Annotated in this window: 15 protein-coding genes; 8 read left to right on the top strand and 7 right to left on the bottom strand. The window is 47.9% G+C overall.

Annotated features, from left to right (window positions below; translation table 11 throughout):
* Positions 1-19 precede the first annotated feature (19 nt).
* Positions 20-3,355: an SNF2 helicase associated domain-containing protein gene (locus tag ACIFSR_RS24395; RefSeq protein ID WP_430060638.1), complete on the bottom strand. Its 3,336-nt coding sequence runs from the start codon at positions 3,353-3,355 to the stop codon at positions 20-22.
* A gap of 245 nt (positions 3,356-3,600) precedes the next feature.
* Between ACIFSR_RS24395 and ACIFSR_RS24400 the strand changes: the two genes are divergently transcribed.
* Entirely contained in the window at positions 3,601-4,575 is a 975-nt protein-coding gene (locus ACIFSR_RS24400; RefSeq protein ID WP_339205178.1) for an aldo/keto reductase, read from the top strand.
* A 183-nt stretch (positions 4,576-4,758) separates the two neighbouring features.
* Positions 4,759-5,109: a hypothetical protein gene (locus ACIFSR_RS24405; protein ID WP_339205177.1), complete on the top strand. Its 351-nt coding sequence runs from the start codon at positions 4,759-4,761 to the stop codon at positions 5,107-5,109.
* Positions 5,110-5,222: 113 nt separating this feature from the next.
* On the opposite strand, the gene ACIFSR_RS24410 is transcribed toward ACIFSR_RS24405, so the two are convergent.
* A complete protein-coding gene (locus ACIFSR_RS24410; protein WP_430060641.1) occupies positions 5,223-5,561 on the bottom strand; it encodes a hypothetical protein in 339 nt (112 codons plus the stop codon).
* 157 nt (positions 5,562-5,718) lie between these two features.
* Here ACIFSR_RS24410 and ACIFSR_RS24415 point away from each other — a divergent pair, with 157 nt between their 5' ends.
* Both ACIFSR_RS24415 and ACIFSR_RS24420 read left to right on the top strand, forming a co-directional pair.
* Entirely contained in the window at positions 5,719-7,683 is a 1,965-nt protein-coding gene (locus tag ACIFSR_RS24415; RefSeq protein ID WP_339205175.1) for an AraC family transcriptional regulator, read from the top strand.
* Between the two features lies 1 nt (position 7,684).
* The gene (locus ACIFSR_RS24420; protein ID WP_430060644.1) at positions 7,685-8,470 is read left to right on the top strand and encodes an IucA/IucC family C-terminal-domain containing protein; all 786 of its coding nucleotides are present in this window, start codon (positions 7,685-7,687) and stop codon (positions 8,468-8,470) included.
* 535 nt (positions 8,471-9,005) lie between these two features.
* On the opposite strand, the gene ACIFSR_RS24425 is transcribed toward ACIFSR_RS24420, so the two are convergent.
* Positions 9,006-9,848, bottom strand: a complete 843-nt coding sequence (locus tag ACIFSR_RS24425; protein WP_430060713.1) for an SDR family oxidoreductase — start codon at positions 9,846-9,848, stop codon at positions 9,006-9,008.
* Positions 9,849-9,883: 35 nt separating this feature from the next.
* The gene (locus ACIFSR_RS24430; RefSeq protein WP_430060647.1) at positions 9,884-10,786 is read right to left on the bottom strand and encodes a LysR substrate-binding domain-containing protein; all 903 of its coding nucleotides are present in this window, start codon (positions 10,784-10,786) and stop codon (positions 9,884-9,886) included.
* Positions 10,787-10,957: 171 nt separating this feature from the next.
* Between ACIFSR_RS24430 and ACIFSR_RS24435 the strand changes: the two genes are divergently transcribed.
* Genes ACIFSR_RS24435 through ACIFSR_RS24450 form a run of 4 tightly spaced genes read left to right on the top strand, consistent with a single transcriptional unit; the run spans position 10,958 to position 15,618 of the window.
* Complete coding sequence (locus ACIFSR_RS24435) at positions 10,958-12,070, top strand: extracellular solute-binding protein (RefSeq protein ID WP_339205172.1); 1,113 nt, start codon at positions 10,958-10,960, stop codon at positions 12,068-12,070.
* A 15-nt stretch (positions 12,071-12,085) separates the two neighbouring features.
* The gene (locus tag ACIFSR_RS24440; protein WP_430060650.1) at positions 12,086-13,756 is read left to right on the top strand and encodes an ABC transporter permease; all 1,671 of its coding nucleotides are present in this window, start codon (positions 12,086-12,088) and stop codon (positions 13,754-13,756) included.
* On the top strand, positions 13,753-14,937 hold the full coding sequence (locus ACIFSR_RS24445; RefSeq protein WP_430060653.1) for an ABC transporter ATP-binding protein: 1,185 nt from the start codon (positions 13,753-13,755) through the stop codon (positions 14,935-14,937). The genes ACIFSR_RS24440 and ACIFSR_RS24445 overlap by 4 nt, the downstream gene beginning before the upstream one ends.
* 9 nt (positions 14,938-14,946) lie before the next feature.
* Positions 14,947-15,618 (top strand): metallophosphoesterase, encoded by a 672-nt coding sequence (locus ACIFSR_RS24450; protein WP_430060656.1) that lies wholly within the window; start codon positions 14,947-14,949, stop codon positions 15,616-15,618.
* Positions 15,619-15,672: 54 nt separating this feature from the next.
* Here the strand turns inward: ACIFSR_RS24450 and ACIFSR_RS24455 are convergent, their stop codons facing one another.
* The 3 genes from ACIFSR_RS24455 to ACIFSR_RS24465 all read right to left on the bottom strand — a co-directional run bounded on the left by ACIFSR_RS24455 (position 15,673) and on the right by ACIFSR_RS24465 (position 18,765).
* Complete coding sequence (locus tag ACIFSR_RS24455; protein WP_339205169.1) at positions 15,673-16,047, bottom strand: DUF2500 domain-containing protein; 375 nt, start codon at positions 16,045-16,047, stop codon at positions 15,673-15,675.
* 290 nt (positions 16,048-16,337) lie between these two features.
* On the bottom strand, positions 16,338-16,886 hold the full coding sequence (gene thpR, locus ACIFSR_RS24460) for an RNA 2',3'-cyclic phosphodiesterase (protein WP_430060659.1): 549 nt from the start codon (positions 16,884-16,886) through the stop codon (positions 16,338-16,340).
* Between the two features lie 94 nt (positions 16,887-16,980).
* Entirely contained in the window at positions 16,981-18,765 is a 1,785-nt protein-coding gene (locus ACIFSR_RS24465; protein WP_430060662.1) for an ABC transporter substrate-binding protein, read from the bottom strand.
* Positions 18,766-18,863: the final 98 nt, after the last annotated feature.

Raw genomic sequence — 18,863 nt, forward strand, 5'->3', positions numbered from 1 at the left:
AATATGAATTGAATTCACATCACTCAATCATCAGAATTTCACGAATATCCTTTTCCGATAGAGAGGATAGAGCCTCCTGACCAGGCTGGATAACCTCGTCAATCAGGTTCATTTTCTTTTGCTGAAGCTCATACATTTTGTCCTCAACCGTGCCTTGCGTTATGAGGCGGATGACCTGCACGACGTTTTTCTGTCCAATGCGATGTGCACGATCGGCTGCTTGCTGCTCGACGGCTGGGTTCCACCAAAGGTCGTAGAGAATAACAGTGTCGGCACCCGTTAGGTTTAGTCCAGTGCCCCCTGCTTTTAACGAGAGCAGGAAGAGGTCGCGCTCACCGTCGTTGAATCGATTACAAAGCTCGACGCGCTCGGAGGCTTTTGTTTGCCCGTCCAAATAAAAATGAGTAATGCCTCGGTAACCCAGCTCTCGTGCGATTAGGCCGAGCATCTCTGTAAATTGTGAGAAGATGAGCAGCCGCTTGCCAGCACTCTGGCATTCCTCGATAATTTCGAGGAGCTGCTCAAATTTGGCGGAGCTTCCTCGGTAATCTTCTACGAATAAGGCAGGATGGCAGCAGAGCTGGCGAAGCCTTGTTATTCCAGCTAAAATTCGAATTCGATTTTGCTGGAAACTTTCATCGTTCAAATGCTTCACCGTCTCCTGCTGCAACTTAGCTAGGAAGCCAACATACAGCTGTTTCTGCTCAGGCAGCAGCTCCGATGCTTGAATTGACTCGATTTTGTCAGGCAGCTCCTTCAGTACATCACTTTTCAGCCTGCGCAGCAAGAACGGACGAACCCGCTTGGCGACAGCTTCTCGCGATAGCTCATTGAAAGCTTGCTTGCTAGGAAATAATGCAGGGAAAACGGCTCCGAAAATAGACCATAGCTCCTCCAGCGTATTTTCCACGGGCGTGCCAGTCAATGCAAAGCGATACCCGGCATCAATAGCCTTAACGGCTTGCGCGGTTTGAGTCGTATGGTTTTTGAAATATTGCGCCTCGTCCAAAATCAACGTGTGGAAGCTTTGCTTCATATAATCTTTAATATCTTTGCGCAGCAAGGGATATGAAGTTATGATCACATCCGCCGAAGAATCACCTGTCAGCAGGCCGCTGCGCTCTGACTTGGTGCCATCGGCAATAACGGCGCGAACCTCTGGGGCGAATTTCTTCAGCTCATTCAGCCAGTTGTAGGCGAGCGAAGCGGGAGCAACGATTAATGCTGGCTGCTCTCGCTTCCGAATCTCAGGAAGTACGGAAACGACAAATGCGATGGCCTGGACTGTTTTTCCGAGCCCCATATCATCGGCAAGAATGCCGCCGAAATGGTAATGGGCAAGTGTCTTCATCCATTGATAGCCGTATTGCTGATAATCCCGCAGCACGTTCGCGAGATTATCCGGTACAGGGAAATCCAAATTGTCGGGGTTACGCATGTTTTCCAGCAGCCGGCGGAACGATTTGCCAAGTCTTACCGCATTTCCGTTCTCATGTGAACCAATGAGATGCAGGCCGCGGGCTGTAGGTATCCGAAATTCGGTTCCTTGAATATCGCTTTGGCGCAGGCCGACCTCATTTAAGAAATGGATGATTTCTTGAAACTCGGCGCCATCAAGCGGCAATAATGAGCCGTTTGGCAAACGGTGGTATTTGCGCTGCACTTCAAGCGACTTCAGCAGGTTCCGAATTTCCGATTCAGGAATGCCGTCCATATCGAACTTGAATTCCAGCCAGTCTGTACGCTCATCTACATTAATCGTTACTTTTGGCGCTGCATGCTTGGTCACAATTCGCACTTTAACAGCAGAGGTAGCGTACACGGTCAGCAGCTTCTCAAGCCGCGGGATGATATGGTGCAGAAATTCGAATTCCGAATCCTCGTCCTCCATGAAATAGCCGCCCTCTGTTTTGGCAAAGGGAACCAGCTCCATCAGCTCGAGAATGAGCCGCTCTTGTTCTCCGTCCCGCATGAGAATGCGATCAGTACCGCGTGATTTCTCGCTTCCTTCTAAAGGATTAATAATAATGTCGCCATATTGGAACTCAAGCCCTGCGACCAGCCGATCTCTTACCCGGTCCAAGTAAAGCTTCGCTTTAAGCTGCGTTTGCAGCACGCGGTCAGATATTGATTCCGCAATTCCGACACTGCCCAGCTTCATTAGTCCCGGGATGACCCTTTCCATAAACGGTTCCATTTGCGCTGGGGCAATATGAATCTTTGGCTTGCGGGAAGTGTCGAGCAGCTGCTTCATCTCCATAAGCCGTGTGCAAGATTCCGGTTTCAGCTCGATCAGCTTGCCGTTTGTGATGACCAGCTCATAATCTTCCATAATGATGATCTGATCAAGTCCCTGAATATCCAATTGATAGCCGTCGCTCGTCGCTTGATCAAACGCAAAATGGAGCGGGAGCGCTTCGTCACTCCGTTCAATGCCATGAAACGTTTGATTGTTATAGAGCAGCTGTACGGTCGGTGCAGCAGTTAGCAGAGGAAGCGTCTTATCCCATGAGGAGGGAGGCACGAGCAGCATACGGTCTCCACTTGCCGGAGCCTCTCTTAGAATTGAGCGAGACAGCGATTCCCTGAATATCTTCTCATTTCGGTAGATTTGAATAAGCCTCGCAAGCACCGCATCATTCTCCTGCTGAAAGCTGTGAACGGCTGGATCATAGGTGAAATGTTTGGAGAAGACGTAAGGCTCCCGCCGGTCGACCTTTTTCAGAAATTCGCGTATTTGCTGTACGATATATAACCGTTTTGGGCCAACCTTAAGCTCAATGCCGAACATATGCTTTCGAAAGCCGTAGGGGAAAAGCTTAACAGAAATTTCTACTTCAAGAGTGGTGCGCTTGTCCAAAAGCGACCGGCTTCCGCTTGTGCGGATCGGACGGTGGCTGAACAAGCCTAACATGCCGTTAGCCAGCCGAGTATCGGCTGCTTCTAACCCCGCTTGCGCGGCATATCGATTACGGAGATGGGTTGTATCTGCTTCGTCATTATCATAGTAAGGCCTATCCTCTGGATGAAGGAGTGAGGGGTAGATACGGGCAGGCTTATCAAACTCATTTTGAAAATGATGAATTTGCAGCAGCGCCGCAGCTACATGCTGGCAATACTTATCGTAGGTGCTGAAAGCGAGACAGGAGCACTCCGCTTCGACGTCTCCATCCAGGTCAATATCGATCGTAACCTCGTAGCGATGGTTGCCCATTACGATAGCTTTAAAGCTGCTTGCCTCAGGACCTTGGTCCGCAAGCGTAACTTTTCCATCTTTATAGTAGGCTTCGCCGCGTTCATAGAAGGTATCGCCGCATAGCAGCTTAATAACTCGCTCGGACAACTGTACGCTCATGGTATGGTTCCTTTCCGCTAGCGGAACGCTTGTTCCGATGTGTAAGTTAATTCTTATCATAGCAGAATATGTACAGCAGGTCACAATTCAAAATGTGGGCATTGTGCTTCTGAAATAAAAGCCTAGCAAATGCTAGCTCTACTTTTGATGTGGTCCAGGCAGCTCTTACTGAAATTGAATGCAATCAACGGTATAATGTAGGAAGAGAAGCTAAGCTTGATTATGGGAAAAGGAGCTGGTCAACCATGCATTACCGACGACTTGGAAATAGCGGCCTCAAAGTATCCGCGCTCGGTTTAGGTACCAACGCATTTGGCAAACGCGCAGATTATGAGGCTTCAAAACAAATCATTCATAGCGCGATAGACAATGGAATCAACTTTATCGATACAGCTAACATTTATGCAGCCACCGAATCCGAAAAAATCATTGGGCAGGTGCTCGAGGGACAGCGTCAACATGTTGTTTTAGCTACAAAAGCAGGGCTAGTTCGGGGAGCAGGCGTAAATGAGCGCGGCTCGTCCAGATTTCATTTGCAGACGGAACTGGAACACAGCTTAAAACGTCTAAAAACCGACTATATCGATCTATATCAAATTCATACATTTGATCCTGAAACACCACTTGAGGAAACACTTCGAGCACTAGAGGATATGGTACGCTCTGGCAAGGTGCGCTACATCGGAGCTTCCAATTACTTTGCGTGGGAGCTGATGAAGGCGCTCGGAATCAGTGATCGGCTTGGAATAAATCGCTTCGTATCGACACAAGTGAGCTACTCCTTAGCGGATCGAACGCCGGAAAACGAGTTGGTTCCGATGTGTCTAGACCAAGGCGTGGGCATCATTCCGTATTTTCCGCTGGCTGGCGGCATTTTGTCAGGAAAATACAGCGCAGCGCAGCAGGCGCCAGAGGGCTCTCGCGCTCAGACCGACCCGAGTTTCCAGCGATTTATCGATACTAAAACCATTGCATTAGGTGAAAATGTAGCGAAGCTTGCGGAACAATTGGACTGTACACCAAGCGTATTATCACTCGCGTGGCTCATGCATCAGCCTGTCGTATCTACCGTCATTGTGGGAGCGACAAAGGTGGAGCAGCTCAAAGAAAACTTGAAGAGTGTATCCATGCAGCTGACCGCAGATACAGAAGAGGAATTGCAGAAGATTAGCCGCCCATTCCGTACGGGTGAACCTTTTGCATGGTATCGCTTGCCGTAGAGATAGACACAACGGGTACCCACACGCAAAACACTTTGAAGAAGGTGCATGGCTTGTGGGTGCTTTTTTTGTATAGAAGCCTTGTTATTGTTGCATTCGTGGGCAAATTGTAGATGCAGCCTTGTTTCATCTCTATCCGATTTGTTTTATAAGTTATTATCGAATAGGAGGAGAGTGAGAGGCATGACGGAGAAGCAAACCTATTATGTATCGATTTCTGGAAAGCGGGTCGAGCCTGAACCTTCCATCAATGATCAGTTAACGGTAACCGCAACGCAGGGGGAGATCAGTGAGCTTCAGCAGCTGCTCGACCAAATTCAGCGGGATGATGAAAAAACACAATTTCGCGCACCAATCCCTTATAAATCAGCTGATAATGACAAAGCAACCGATAAGTTTAATGAGGATATTATCAAGGTTTACGAAACCGTATATGTGTTAGGCACGGCAGAAACTAGAGATCATATTCGCCAAATGAATATTTTAAACAAGCTGAAAGACTCTGATTACGACTATCCCGGATATGAGCGATAAAACGGTAAGCCAGTAAACAGATAAGAGGCTGTCACTAAAGGCAAATTGCCTTAAAGAGACAGCCTCTTTGCTTTTGAATTGGATAAATGATGAAGAACATATTCAGATCAATATTAATGCCGCTCTAAGTCGTCTACGTAGTCCTTGGCCTCTTTGAGGCTGACGCCACTTTTTTTTCTAAACTCTTTAATTGCTTGAACTCTTTTTCCTGAAGCAACTAGCATGCGTAATCTATCATCGATATTTATAGGGGCGTTGTTGCGAGTCATACCGGGTGAGGAAGGAGGGGAATTTAGGTTTGGCTTGGGTGATCTCGAAAAATCCGAATGGTTGTTAGCCCGTTGAAGCTCTAATTTTATTTCGTCAACCTGTCTCTGCAAGCTAAACACTTTTAACCCAAGCAGGACGGATAGAACTAATGCGCTCACAGCAACAATTTCGATCGTTTCCATTACGAATCTCCCCTTCCTGTTTTGAAAACCTATTATAACATAATTACAATTATTGTAAGGGCGATTTCGAGCTGCTGAGCAAGAATGTTTTGATAATGAGAATGATTATTAATATAATAAGAGAGGTGGAAATTGTAAATAGACATGGAAGGTGAACATGATGACATTACAGGAACATATACCATTATGGAATCATGCTGCTATAAGGGTGCTTGATGTTCGTCGGTCTATTTTGCGATCGGGTGAGAGTTTGCAAGGCTTCCGATTGCCAGCTAGTGCCTTCTTATTCGCTGCTGCTGGTGATGCAAAAATTCTCATCGACGGAATGGAGCATATGGTGAATCGTTTTTATGTGTGCCATGCCGGAAAAGGCGCTACGATTGATATTGTGCAAGTGAATGAAAAACTCGATTATTATTTTATTTTTTATAAAGCAGTCCTCGTTTTACCAGCTCGTAAAGAACTGTTAAAAGTATATAGAGACAATAATCCTTTTCAAATGCAATATGGTTTTGCCCCTGCCTATCCGCTAGGTCTTCTGACGAGAATCGAGCAAATGTATTCGCACTGGATGCTTGATATTCAATTGGAAAGATTTCATGTGAGAGCGTTGTTTCACCAATTGGTATACGATCTTATGAAGCAGCTCCATGCCGCTGAGGGGGCAGCCAAAGCTCAGCCGGATTACGTCAGCCAAACGATTCGCTTCATGGAGGAACGTTACGCTGAGACAATCAGTCTTCAAGAATTGGCGAGTACTCTTCATTGCAATGAGAGAAAGCTGCAGCGATTATTTAAAGCGCAGCTTCGGATTGGGCCACTAGAGTATCTCATTCAGGTTCGAATGGATCATGCGCAAACGATGTTATTGAATACGAATATGCCGCTTAAAGCCATTGCAGAATCAGTAGGTTATGGTGATAGTTATTATTTTAGCCGAGCCTTTAAGAAGCATATTGGCGTTTCTCCTCTTAACTTCAGAAAGCACCGTCGGATAAGTTCATCCTCTATGTCGCAAAATTCCATTGTCGCGGATACTTCTCTCTCGTATGATGGTGATTGTGATAATCATTATCAACAATTAGACGGAGGAGTTATACGGATGAATAGGAGTAAGAGGTCGATTTTAGCGGTTAGCTTAATGCTCAGTTTAATTTTATTGTTGAGTGCATGTTCGACGGGAAATAGCATGGGAAACAATACGGGAGGGGCTAGTCCAGCTGGAGCTGAATCTAGCGCAGCTTCTACAAACACAAACGTATCGCAAACAGCGCAACAGGCATATCCTGTTGTTATTAAACATATGAAGGGCGAAACAACGCTGGAGCAGCGCCCACTTAAAATTGCGGTGCTTGATACAAAATTTGTGGATCAATTGGTAACTTTAGAAGAGCAGCCAGCGGGCAGCGTAAAAGCCGCGGCAGATAAAACAGACTTCCCGGCCTATTTAATGGATAAGCTGAAGGATGTTAAATTGCTCGGTACAAGGGATGAGCCCAACCTTGAGGCTATTATGGCCATGGAACCCGATTTAATTATTTGTACAGAATTCCAAGAAGAAGTGTATGAGAGCTTGTCCAAAATTGCTCCAACGATCATGCTCGAATTTAATGAGGATTGGCGCGTCACTTTAGATACTTTTGGAAAAATTGTAGGGAAGTCTGAAGAAGCGAAGGCTGTCTTGGAGGCCTACAACGTGAAAACAGAGAAGCTGAAGGTAGAGCTAAAGGCTAAGCTCGGAGATCAAACTGTTGCATTAGCGCGCCCACGTGATGAGGGGATACGGATACATACACCAATCCACCGTACAGGAGCTATTTTATACAATGATTTAGGCTTGAATGCCCCAGAATCGGTTTTGAAGGAAAAGGATACCGCTTATGAAATTGCATTAGAGGCTTTCCCGGAAGTTGGCGCTAATCATTATTTCCTCGTAAAAGATGATATGTTCAAGGCGGCAGTGGACGAAATCCAGAAGACGGAAACGTGGAAAAATGTTGAAGCTGTGAAAAACAATCAAGTCTATGATGTGGATTCAAACATATGGATTGCCTATTATGGCCCGATTGCCATTAATATGATTGTTGACCGGGTAGCAGAAATTTTCCTTGGTAAGGCATAACATGTCAGCAACGCTTTCAAAGTCGGAGTGGGGCAATTTAAAAAGCAGATATAACTTCTCTTATGAAAATAATACCGACTCCGCTGATCGCTCCATTTATTCAAGAAATTTATTGAATAAGGAGCTATGCGAAACCTATCTGGATCGGCTAGGGAGCGAAATAGCTTCGCCATCAAGAAGAGTAACTGCGTCGATGCTCGCGAAGCGATATGCTTATCTAGTCGTTGCTCCTGTTCTGTATGCGATGACGGTATACAACAAGAATTTGACCATGACGTTGGACAATTGCCGCTTGGTTTCACCTAGCGACAGCGAGTTCAATGTGACGAAATCCAAGTTTCCTAATTTAAGCTTTGAAGAACCAAGCGTTACGGAACCGGTAGCTGGGGAGCGGAAAGAGTGGCGGGATCAGGTAATAAGAGAACTTTTTGCAGAGCATATTTCTCCATTATTTCGTGCTTTATCTATGGTTGGCGGAATACCTATAGTGATCTTATGGGAGAATGCGATGGTTCGAATTGCTCCGCTTTATGAGGACGGACTAGAGGAAGAAACGAATCCGGTTATCTTACAACGACTTCATGAGGATTTCACGTTTATAACGCAGACTGCACCAGCAAGCTTATTCGGAGAACGCCGCAATCCGTTTAAGAAGTTTATGAGCAAAACGAATATAGACACGATGAGTGAGCTGCCTGATATCCGCAAAACCTGCTGCTTCTATTATGAAATGTCTTCGGCAGAATATTGCAGAGCTTGTCCGAAACCTTTCGAATGCCATAAATAGCAGGACATTGAGCAATCGTCTTGTCACCTTTTGGGGGCAAGGCGGTTGCTTTTTTTATTTATTGGTTCTTAATATAAAAGGGATTTTGAAATATAATTTGATTCCACATATGCCATTGACGGCCGGTGTCATAGAGCTGAAGCTCGAGATTTCTTTAGCAGCTTACAAGCATTATTCATTCGAATTTATGTTAAATAGGAAAGAATGGTTTCTCCTGTTACAGCTTTGAACATTTGAGCGAAGTAATGGCAGATAAAGGTTCACTTTGACTGCGTCCGCTAGGGAATCTTTTATAAATTTTTTCGAATGCTGAACATATCCTCATGGGGATGCTTCCACCACAAATAGCGAATAGCAGGAGCTTTTCCTGCTATTTTTAATTTATCTGGAAAAGCTCCTGTTAATTTACAGCTGCGCGCTCATCTAAAGAAATGAGCTGGAAGTGCCATGCTGAGCATTCTGCAGACTCCATAAGTTGATGGATTTTCAGTTTATCCCGTGCGCTGATGGAATAGTGCTGCTAATTAGGCACGTATTATGTAAGTTTGACCTGCTGCTCGCTCCATGCCCAAAGCTTGGCCGCAAGCTCGGGATTGCTCGCTTTGCTTGCCGTTTGAACGCTTTTGCTGTCGATAAAATATTGGCCGGTCAGATTTGCCGCTTCATCGCTGGATGCTAAATAAATTGCCGTCTTTGCCCCTTCAAGCGGCGTTCTGAAAAAAGGCTTGAGCAGCTTATGCACCGTCTTACCGAAGCCGCTCTTGCGATCTACGCCAATATTGGTCGCTACCGCCCCGGGATGAAGACTGTTAACCGTCACCCTCGTACCTGCGAGACGTTTTGCCAGCTCATTCGTGAATAAAATATTCGCGAGCTTCGATTGCGCATAACCTTTTGCGACATTATAGCCCCTTGTTAGGTTCGGATCGTCAAAATGTATTCTTCCGGCCTTATGGGCACCAGACGATACATTGATAATTCTCCCTTGCGGAGCACGTTGAAGAAGGTCAAGCAGCTCGTTAGTCAGCAAAAAATGACCCAAATGGTTGATGCCGATTTGCGATTCAAATCCATCCGAGGTTATGCTTCGTTTCAAGGCGACAACCCCTGCATTGTTGATCAACACATCAAGCTGGCTATATTTCTGCTTAAATGCAGCAGTGAAAGTGCGAATGCTGGCAAACGAGCCCAAATCGCAGGTCATGAGGACAATATCGCTTCTGCCGCTTTGGCTGCGCGCTTGTTCAAGTGCGCGCTCGCCGCGCTCCTTGCTGCGGCATATCATCACGACATGCGCCCCTTGCTTCGCAAGCTCGACCGTTGTCGCAAGCCCCATGCCGGAATTGGCGCCAGTTACTGCTACGACCTTTCCTGTCATATCGCTCATCCAAGCCACCTCCGTATATTCGTTATTTACAGCTTACCATGTGCAGCGAAGGTATGCCGTACAAATTCAATAAACGATCTGACATGTGGAGACAGCTGATCCTCGTTGCGGTAAGCCAAACAAATATGCCGCTGGTTTACATACTGAGGCAGATCGCGCATAACGAGCTCGCCGGCTTCGATTTCTCGGATGACGCTTCGGCGCGGCAGGATGCCAACACCCATATTGCATTTTAGAGCTTCCTTGATCGTTTCGATCGCACCCAGCTCCATAACACTTTCCCATTGCAAGCCAGCCCCGGCTGCCCAATCATCGGACAAGGTACGCGAAGTGGAGCCAACCTCATGCAGCAGAAATGTTTCATGTCTCAGCTCTTCGACCTCTACTTGCGCTTGGTTAGCTAACGGATGCTCCGGCGCAAGCAGCAGCTTCAGCTCATCAGCGACTAACGGCTGTATAATAAGGCCTTCTTCCAGCGATTTGCCAAGAGAGACGATGCCTATATCGATCTCATAGCTGCGCAGCATCGCAAGCACAGAAGCTGCTTGTTTCACGGTCAGCATGAGGCTTACTTTTGGATACAGCTTGCGGTAGGAAGCAAAGTGCGGCGGCATCACATAGGTTGCTGGCGTATAGCTCGCCCCCAGCCTCAAACGGCCTTCCCCTTGTTCACGGCGCTCCAGCATGGCAAGTCTAGCTTCTTCCATAAGGAAAACGATTCGCCTCGCATAGGGGAGCAGATCCACAGCAGCTTCACTTGGCTGAAGGCTCCGCGAGTGCTTGCGGAACAGCTCCACGCCAAGCTCCTCCTCAAGCCTTTTGAGATGAAAGCTGATTGTCGGCTGCTTAAGCCCCAGCTTATCTGCAGCTTCTGCGAGCGTTCGACCGCTGCATACCTCCATGAACACATGCAGCTGCTGTACATTCATCCCGTGCTCACTCCCTCGCTTTTTGCCTATTAATATAGATTAAATCTATATGTATATCAATATCTATCGATTATATTTCATAATATCTCGACATTACGTTAACAATCATCTGACAAACCGTTGCTAAAGTTAGGAGGTAAGCAAAACAGATAGTGGAGGGAAATCAAAACGATGAAAACGAATGGGAAACGCTGGCTTGGAACCGTTTTGCTAGCTGGACTGATGGCACTAACTGCTGCATGCGGCAACGGAAATGCCGGAAATACGAATAAAGGGGCAGCAAATGCCGGAAATACACAAACGACGGCTCCTACCGAAGAAGCGCAAGCGACAGAAACAGCTGCCACGGAGGATAAAGGAACGCTTACTGTATACTTGAACGATTTTGACAGCATTATTGCTCCATTATTTGAGGAAGCTACCGGCTACAAGCTGGAGGTCGTTGCGGGCAACGGAGCAGAAATTATGTCCCGCGTTGAAGCAGAGAAAGGCAATCCACATTGGGATGTCATTTGGCTGGATGCGATGCCTTCCATTTATGGTCTAGGGGCAAGCGGTCAACTGCTTGAAGGCTGGTCGCCGAATAACGTCGCTAATCTAACTGACTTTGCCAAAGCTTTTGTGCCTGAGAAGCAATGGTATGTTCCTACAGGCGCACATGCTGCGGGAGTTATCGTGTATAACAAGGACAAAGTGAAGGCGGAGGATGCGCCAAAATCATGGGAGGACTTCTCGAATGCGAAGTACAAGAACATGATCGGCATGGCTGACCCAGCGATCGCAGCTCCGGCTTATCCTTTTGTTTCTTGGTTTTTTAAAGAAAAGACAAACGACGGCGGACAAACGTTCTTTAGCTCTTTGATGGACAATGGGCTTCGTGTATATCCCAAAAATCCAAACGTTGTCAAAGCGCTCGCCGCTGGTGAAATCTCGATCGCAGCACTGCAAGAGAGCAATGCCTATGCGATGAAAAACGATAACGAGCCTATCGAAATTATTTGGCCGGCAGAAGGTGCTCCCGCATCCGTTCGGGTAGCTGCGATTCAGAAGGATACCAAAAATCCGAATGCAGCTAAAGCGTTTATCGAATTTCTGCTCGATCCAAAAACGCAGCAAGCTTTAATTGATCAAGGCGACGAGAGTTATTTCCAGCCTTCCGTAAACGGCGTAAATGCCAAGCAAGATCGCGCAGCCGATGCGAAGCTCGTTGCAGCCGACGCTTCCTGGGCATCTGAAAATGAAGCGGCAATCAAGCAATGGTTCGCCGACCAGTCCGTTAAGTAAACGATGCAAACTTTTATGAAGGATCGGTTAGGATGGTTTGTCAGTATCATCCTATTCATCCTCGTCTTATATCCCTTGGTGGCAGTTATTATTCAAGTACTGCTGCCTGGGGTTTTCTTCGGCAATTGGCAACTCGGGGATCTTGCGCTGCTGCTCGAAATATTCAAGCGTCCCTTATGGCAAAAATCACTCGAAAATTCCGTCGTGCTTGGACTTGGAACGACGGTGCTCGCTACGATTCTCGGCGGTGTGCTGGCAACGATACGCGCCAACTGGTCATTTCCAACAGCTAAGCTGCTGGATGCCTCCGTTTGGCTGCTCATTATTACGCCTTCGTTTATTTTAGCGCAGGGCTGGGTGCTGTTTGCTGCCGGAGGCGGCATCGCTGTTAACCTGCTCGGCTGGCACTGGGTTACGAGCGCTGTTTTTCAGCCTGCTGGACTTATTTTTATTATGACTTTAAGCAAATTCCCATTCGCTTATTTGAGTGTTCATGCGGCGATGGAGTGGAAGGTTGATCAGCTGTCTCACGCAGCTCGCCTATCCGGAGCATCTGCTTTCACGGTATGGCGTACGATCCAAGCGCCTCTGCTTATGCCAGCTGTTTGGGCTGGAGCAGCGCTTGTCTTTATGGATACAATCGGCGATTTCGGGCTTCCTGCATCGATTGCCGCTGTTTATCGTTTTCCGACACTGCCTTACTCTATTTACTCGGCAATCTACACATCGCCCATACGATTCGATATGGCAGGCGTTCTGTCCTTTTATCTCGTATTGTTAATCGGCATTGCGATGTTCGTCCAATTTTATGCGATGCGTCGCTCACGCTTTGATTTCTTATCGGCTCGGGCGCAGCGGTCTGTACCGAAGCCGGCTGGAAAGTTTGCTGTGCTTCTTACCACACTAAACTTGTTATTTCTTGCTGTAGTCATCGGCATTCCGATAGGCGCAAACGTGCTGATGTCCATATTCAAAACACAGTCAGGCGGTATGAAGCTAGCGAATCTCACCTTGGAGCATTACAGGGAATTGTTCCATAGCTCAAGCACGCTGCTGAAGGGTTTGTCCCATTCCTTAATGATCGCTGGAGTCGCTGCTCTGCTTGGCCTATTATTCGGACTGTGCGTCGCTTATGTCTTAACCTATTCACAGTTCAAATTTAAACGGACGATTGAGGTGTTCTCTGTCGTCACGCTTGCTGTTCCCGGCGTCGTGCTGGGCATTGGGTATATTTTCGTTTGGAATCAAAAATGGCTCGATTCGATCGGCTTGCTCCTGTACGGAACGCCTTGGATTCTTGTGCTTGCCGCTATCGCCGGCGCTATTCCCGTCATTACGAGATTGATGGTCGGCGCAATGGCGAAAGTGCCGCTTAGCCTGCTTACTGCCGCGCAGCTGCAAGGCGGTACGCTCGCAAGCCGCGTCCGTTTCATACTTGTCCCTTTAATACGCGGCGCTTTGCTCTCTGCGGGCCTTGCTGCATTTGGCTCCAGTGTGTTTGACTTAGCGGTGAATTCGATCCTGTTCCCGCCAAACTTCCTCACGCTGCCCGTTACGATCAACAAGGCATTCGAGGATTTGGATTTTGGTTATGCTTCTGCGGCAACCGTCGTTGGATCATTTATCGTTATTATGATTATTTTGGCGGTTGAGCTCATGCTCCGCCGCAAGGAGGCAAATACATGACATCGACAGCGATTCAGCAAAGGTATGACGAGGCAAATGAGCCTAAGCCAGCCGCTCCCAAACCGCTGCTTGCAGCATCTGGTTTAATGAAAAGCTACGGATTGTTTCAAGCGCTTAAAGGAATTTCTTTCGACATGCGCGAAGGCGAGATTATTAGCGTGCTTGGACCGTCAGGCTGCGGCAAGTCGACGCTGCTCCAGCTCGTCGCCGGCTTATCGAAGCCGGACGGCGGCCAGCTTAAGCTGGGCGATGAGATTATCGCCTCTCCGTCTATCATGATGCCCCCTGAGAAACGCGGGGTTAACATGGTGTTTCAGGACTATGCGCTGTGGCCGCATATGAATGTATTCGATAACATCGCTTATGGGCTGCATAGAAGCAAGATGGCTCGAGCGGATATTCAGCAGCGCGTTCAGGAGCTGCTGGCGATGCTACATCTTGAAGGGCTTGAGCGCAGGCTGCCGCCGCAGCTCTCTGGCGGTCAGCAGCAGCGGGTCGCTATTGCGAGGGCAATTGCTACTAGGCCGAAGCTGATGCTGCTCGATGAGCCGCTCTCCAACCTTGATATGCGGCTGCGCGTAGAAATGCGCACCGAGATGGCGTATTTATTCCGCCAATTAGGCATGAGCGTTTTCCATGTTACCCATGACCCGGAGGAAGCCTTCGCTATGGCCGATCGGCTGCTTATTTTGCGCAACGGGCAAATTGATCAGATGGGCACGCCGCAGCAATGCTTCACGCGTCCGGCCAGCCGCTGGGCAGCTTCTTTGCTTGGAGCAATCAACGGTTTGCGCGGCGAGGTCATAAACGGAGACAGCGGCAGCGCTGTTCGCATCGGCTCATCGATCATTCACGGTTTGCTCGCGCCAGAGCAGCAGAACCTAAGTGATCATTCGCAGGCAATTATTATGTTCCGTCCTGAGGAAGCTGAGGTCATCGAGCGAAGAGACGCCGCAGCCGTGCTTTCATTAGCTTCACCGCAGGAGCGGACAGACAATACGATTCAGCTTCAAGTGCTTCATTGCACCTTTGAAGGCAATCGCTGGCGTGCAGTTGCACAAACGAGCTGCGGACAGAAGGTATATTTAGTGCTCGCAGTCCCGTTAGAGGCTGGCGAGCATGTAACGATAAAGCTAGCCATTCGCTCTGCTTTCATTTACCCGAATGAGGAAGAAAGGTAGTCGATTCATTTGTATAATCCAACAAAAACAGACTCGCGTCTTTTAGCCATTGCAGATATACACGGTTATGAAGAAGAACTGCTGCTTTTGCTTCAAGAAGCAGCTTATAACCCGCACCATGATCGGCTTATTTTGCTGGGCGACTACATCGATGCCGATAGACCCGCTACATGGGGCACGCTAGATACGATTCACCAGCTTATCAACGAAGGTGCACAGGCATTGCTCGGAAATCAGGAGCTGCGGCTTCTTGCATCCGCTGAGTCCAGCAGTGCGCTTCACCCGGAAACGAAAGAATGGCTGCACAAGCTTTCATTATATGTGGTAGTCGGCCAGTATTTATTCGTTCATGCAGGCATTCGGCCAGGTGTCCCTCTGCATGAGCAAAAAAAGAAGGACCTAACGGAAATTCGCGACGAGTTTATTTATACGCCTTTGCCTGATTCGGACGAGGCGCAGTCGTACACCATTATTTTTGGCCATACGCCAACGTTCAAGCTGGATGCTTCTTCCCCTGGAGCCATATGGCAAGGAAATCGACGGCTCGCCATTGATACTGGGGCCAAGCATGGCTGTCGCTTAACGCTGCTTGATGTCAGCAGCCTATTGAGCTATTCGTGCTCGACTGCTCCAGAGAGCCGCTGCGGCGATTTCAAATTGGTTAAGCTCCAATCCATCTAACACACAAAAAAGCGCTGCCCGTATGCATTTACGGGACAAGCGCTTTTTCTCTTCTTAAATAGAGCTATTTATATTGCTATTTCGTTCAAAAGCAACGATCCAATCCCCTTGGACTGCCGCATAACCTGTGTCACCTTCAACAACCAAGCCGTACAAATTTTTGACGTCTACATATTCCTTGCGAGTGCCATTATCGAATTCAAGCGTGATGTAATAATACGTACGGGATGAATTGCTGGTATGCCCCACTCCGTCGTGATTATGGTGATTCGTATGATGGCGAACGTCCATGCGCTTGGCTACAACGCGCGCGTAAGTCGTTTCTTTTGGCGCGGTCGAATTTTTGAAATATTTAACAATGCTAAAAATAATGCCGCCAATAACGAGCACGAATACGATCATTATAAATAGAGGAACAATCGTAAACATGATTCCTCCGCCTGGAGGGCCGAATCCAAATCCATTCACAAACCATCACATCCAATTTTTTCTTTTCATTAATTTTACTATTAATACGTTCTTCCGACTAGTCTGATGCGGTATAGGCTGCAAAAGCTGAGGTTAATTAATAAAAAGCAGGGGGGTAACGAAGCGGGTTGCTGGGGCTTAATAGAATTAGGAGATAGGCTCACGCAGAAAAGAGCGGCTGGACGCTGCGCACGTCGGATAGCTGGATAGCCGCTCAGCGGAATCATTTTTATTTTGACAGCGGTTAAGCCTCATTCATGCTTATGTAACGGAAAACGATCGATGATCTCGTACATAGGGGACTTGTTCATATGGGTGAGCATAAGCACAAACTGATCGATTTCCCAGCTGAACGATGAGGCAATAGACGTCGCTGCTTCAATCGGCATTCGATTAGCGTCAGCGAATCCTTTGGCAAGCGTGATATGCGGCGCGTAGGGACGATCTTCTGGAACGAAGCCCACTGAACTTGTTGCCCGAATAATCCCCTCGTGAAGAGCGGACAGCCCCTTTAAGTCTCCGCTAACGGCACCCCATAGAACGCGTGGAGCAGCGGGCGGGCCAAAGGTTCCGATTCCGCTCCAAGTTAAAGAAAATGCATTTGCTCTTACTTTTTTTAGAGCGGCTGCCAGCTCTTCAAGCTGAGCAGCCGAAGTGTCGCCTAGAAACTGAAGCGTAATATGGTAATCGCTCGGATGCGTCCATTTACGGAAAGGCAGCGTATGTTTATGATCTTGTGCCCAGCTTTCCAGCTCTTTGGACACAGATGGTGATACAGGTATAGCCACGAACAAGCGCATTATATTTTCCCTCCTAATCACAGTATGCAGCCATAACACTCGGACCATTCATTCTGCACGTTGAATTTGGACCTTTTTTCCATTCCAAATATTTTTAAGTAAACCAAATATCGCGGAAGCGTACCCAGCCCAGCGATTCCAATGAAATGCCGCGCACGGAAGGGTGGAACGCGGTTTTCAAATGTTTACGGTAGAGGAAAAACAAGCTGTGCCTGGCTTTGAGCTGAGCCTCGATGTCTATGAATATCGCTTCTCGGCGTGCTCGATCCGGTTCGCCCAATATCATCTGGATGCTGTGCTCGAGCATATCATGAACCTCGGGAAGCGCATGCTGCTGCATGCTTTTGTACAAATCAATTAGTCTCAGCTCGCGATGCTCGTCCAGCATGACAGCGAAAAGCAGCAGATCAGCGGACATGCGCGCTGTTCCCTTAAACTGCTCTGCAGGAATGAGATTAATTTGCAGCGGAATGCCTGATTTCGCATATACCTTCTGAATGATCTCTGCATCCGCTGCATACTGCGGAATCGTAGCGAGTACCAGCGGCTCGCCTTGATAGCCGGAGCTGTCAAGCGCTTGCTTGATTACGCTCCAATCAATGGGGACTGCATCCTGCGTTTCATCAATCTGGTTCAGCCAGAAGCTGTTAACCCCTTCAATGACATCACCGGATAGCAGCTGCAAAAGCTCTGTTCGCTCGATAGCGAGGTTAATTGCCGCTCGTATGGCGGGGTTTGCCAGCAAGCCGTGCTTTTGTTCATTAACTGTGATGAATTTACAGGTCATGCCAGACTGTCTAACCTGCTGCCATCGTTCAGCTGCCATATCCGTTAGTCTTGCGTTGTGCATAATTTGAAACGATTGCAGCTCAGCGTGGTTTTCGCGTGTTGACTCCTCGGCAACGGTCCACACTTCTACACGGTCGAGGAAAGCTCTGCCGCGGAAATAGGCTGCAAAAGCTTCCAATATCCAGACGCCTTGATCATTTCCGGTGAATCTAAACGGGCCTGTACCAATCGGTTTGCTGCCAAATTGCTCGCCAGCTGCCGAACAAGCATCTTGAGGCACGATAGAGGCGCGATTAGTTGTCAAAAAAGAGAGAAAAGCTTCGTTGCGCTCGGATAATTGAATGCGAATGGTTGTGTCATCCGGTGTATCCATAGAAATGATGTTGGTGTAAGCCCAGCTGTAGAGCCCTTGCGGTGCAAGCCGCTTAAGTCGTTCAAGCGAATATTTGACGTCTGATGAATCCAGCTCACGTCCATGATGGAACAGAACGCCCTTGCGCAAATAGAAAGTCCAGCGCGTACGCGATTCATCCACCTCCCACGCATGGGCAAGCTGCGGCAAAATCTGTTCGCCCCTCGGATCGATGCGAACGAGCCCGTCAAATATTTGATTAACGAGGTGGGACTCGCCCGTGTAATGGATAGCTGCCGGATCTAGCGAATAGATCGTCTGCGGAAGCGGGAAGCGCAAAATATCTGTGCGCCGCTTGCCCTGCACCTCCGAATGAAATCCGAATTGACCAGAGAGCCATTCTTGAAACTGGTCGCGCAGCAAAGGCGCTTCTTCGATTTGCTGGAGAAGCTCAAGCGCCGAATGCAAATCCTGCTTTTGCATCATTTCTTGCGCTTCCTCCAGCGCGACTTGTTCCTTGCTGACGAGGAAGGAGAGGGCAGAGCGATTGCCGCGTCCCCGCTTTGGCTCCCACACCAACCACTCTTCCTGTTGCATACGCTTCAATAAAAGTACCATATTCCGATGTGTGCAATCGAGCAAATTTGCGAGCTCCTGTGTTGTAACCTCGAAGGGGATATTCTCTTGAATACTCGGATATGAGCGCCTAAGCGCGAGATAATGCCTGCGGATTTTCATGCAAATTACTCCTAACTCGAAAATATGAAATTTTCCAATTATAACTTACACTTTTTGTTCTTGTTTTCTAGGTTACAATAAAAGGAGTAAATTAACAA

Source organism: Paenibacillus sp. NRS-1760 (assembly GCF_050467785.1).
Lineage (GTDB): Bacteria > Bacillota > Bacilli > Paenibacillales > Paenibacillaceae > Pristimantibacillus.

What these genes read in the sequence shown, in the direction of transcription:
- ACIFSR_RS24435 (WP_339205172.1), top strand. Translation starts at nt 10,958, where the DNA reads ATGAAAACGAATGGGAAACGCTGGCTTGGAACCGTTTTGCTAGCTGGA.
- ACIFSR_RS24465 (WP_430060662.1), bottom strand. Translation starts at nt 18,765, where the DNA reads ATGAAAATCCGCAGGCATTATCTCGCGCTTAGGCGCTCATATCCGAGT.
- ACIFSR_RS24405 (WP_339205177.1), top strand. Translation starts at nt 4,759, where the DNA reads ATGACGGAGAAGCAAACCTATTATGTATCGATTTCTGGAAAGCGGGTC.
- ACIFSR_RS24410 (WP_430060641.1), bottom strand. Translation starts at nt 5,561, where the DNA reads ATGGAAACGATCGAAATTGTTGCTGTGAGCGCATTAGTTCTATCCGTC.
- ACIFSR_RS24415 (WP_339205175.1), top strand. Translation starts at nt 5,719, where the DNA reads ATGATGACATTACAGGAACATATACCATTATGGAATCATGCTGCTATA.
- thpR (WP_430060659.1), bottom strand. Translation starts at nt 16,886, where the DNA reads ATGCGCTTGTTCGTGGCTATACCTGTATCACCATCTGTGTCCAAAGAG.
- ACIFSR_RS24425 (WP_430060713.1), bottom strand. Translation starts at nt 9,848, where the DNA reads ATGACAGGAAAGGTCGTAGCAGTAACTGGCGCCAATTCCGGCATGGGG.
- ACIFSR_RS24455 (WP_339205169.1), bottom strand. Translation starts at nt 16,047, where the DNA reads ATGTTTACGATTGTTCCTCTATTTATAATGATCGTATTCGTGCTCGTT.
- ACIFSR_RS24430 (WP_430060647.1), bottom strand. Translation starts at nt 10,786, where the DNA reads ATGAATGTACAGCAGCTGCATGTGTTCATGGAGGTATGCAGCGGTCGA.
- ACIFSR_RS24440 (WP_430060650.1), top strand. Translation starts at nt 12,086, where the DNA reads ATGAAGGATCGGTTAGGATGGTTTGTCAGTATCATCCTATTCATCCTC.
- ACIFSR_RS24420 (WP_430060644.1), top strand. Translation starts at nt 7,685, where the DNA reads ATGTCAGCAACGCTTTCAAAGTCGGAGTGGGGCAATTTAAAAAGCAGA.
- ACIFSR_RS24400 (WP_339205178.1), top strand. Translation starts at nt 3,601, where the DNA reads ATGCATTACCGACGACTTGGAAATAGCGGCCTCAAAGTATCCGCGCTC.
- ACIFSR_RS24445 (WP_430060653.1), top strand. Translation starts at nt 13,753, where the DNA reads ATGACATCGACAGCGATTCAGCAAAGGTATGACGAGGCAAATGAGCCT.
- ACIFSR_RS24395 (WP_430060638.1), bottom strand. Translation starts at nt 3,355, where the DNA reads ATGAGCGTACAGTTGTCCGAGCGAGTTATTAAGCTGCTATGCGGCGAT.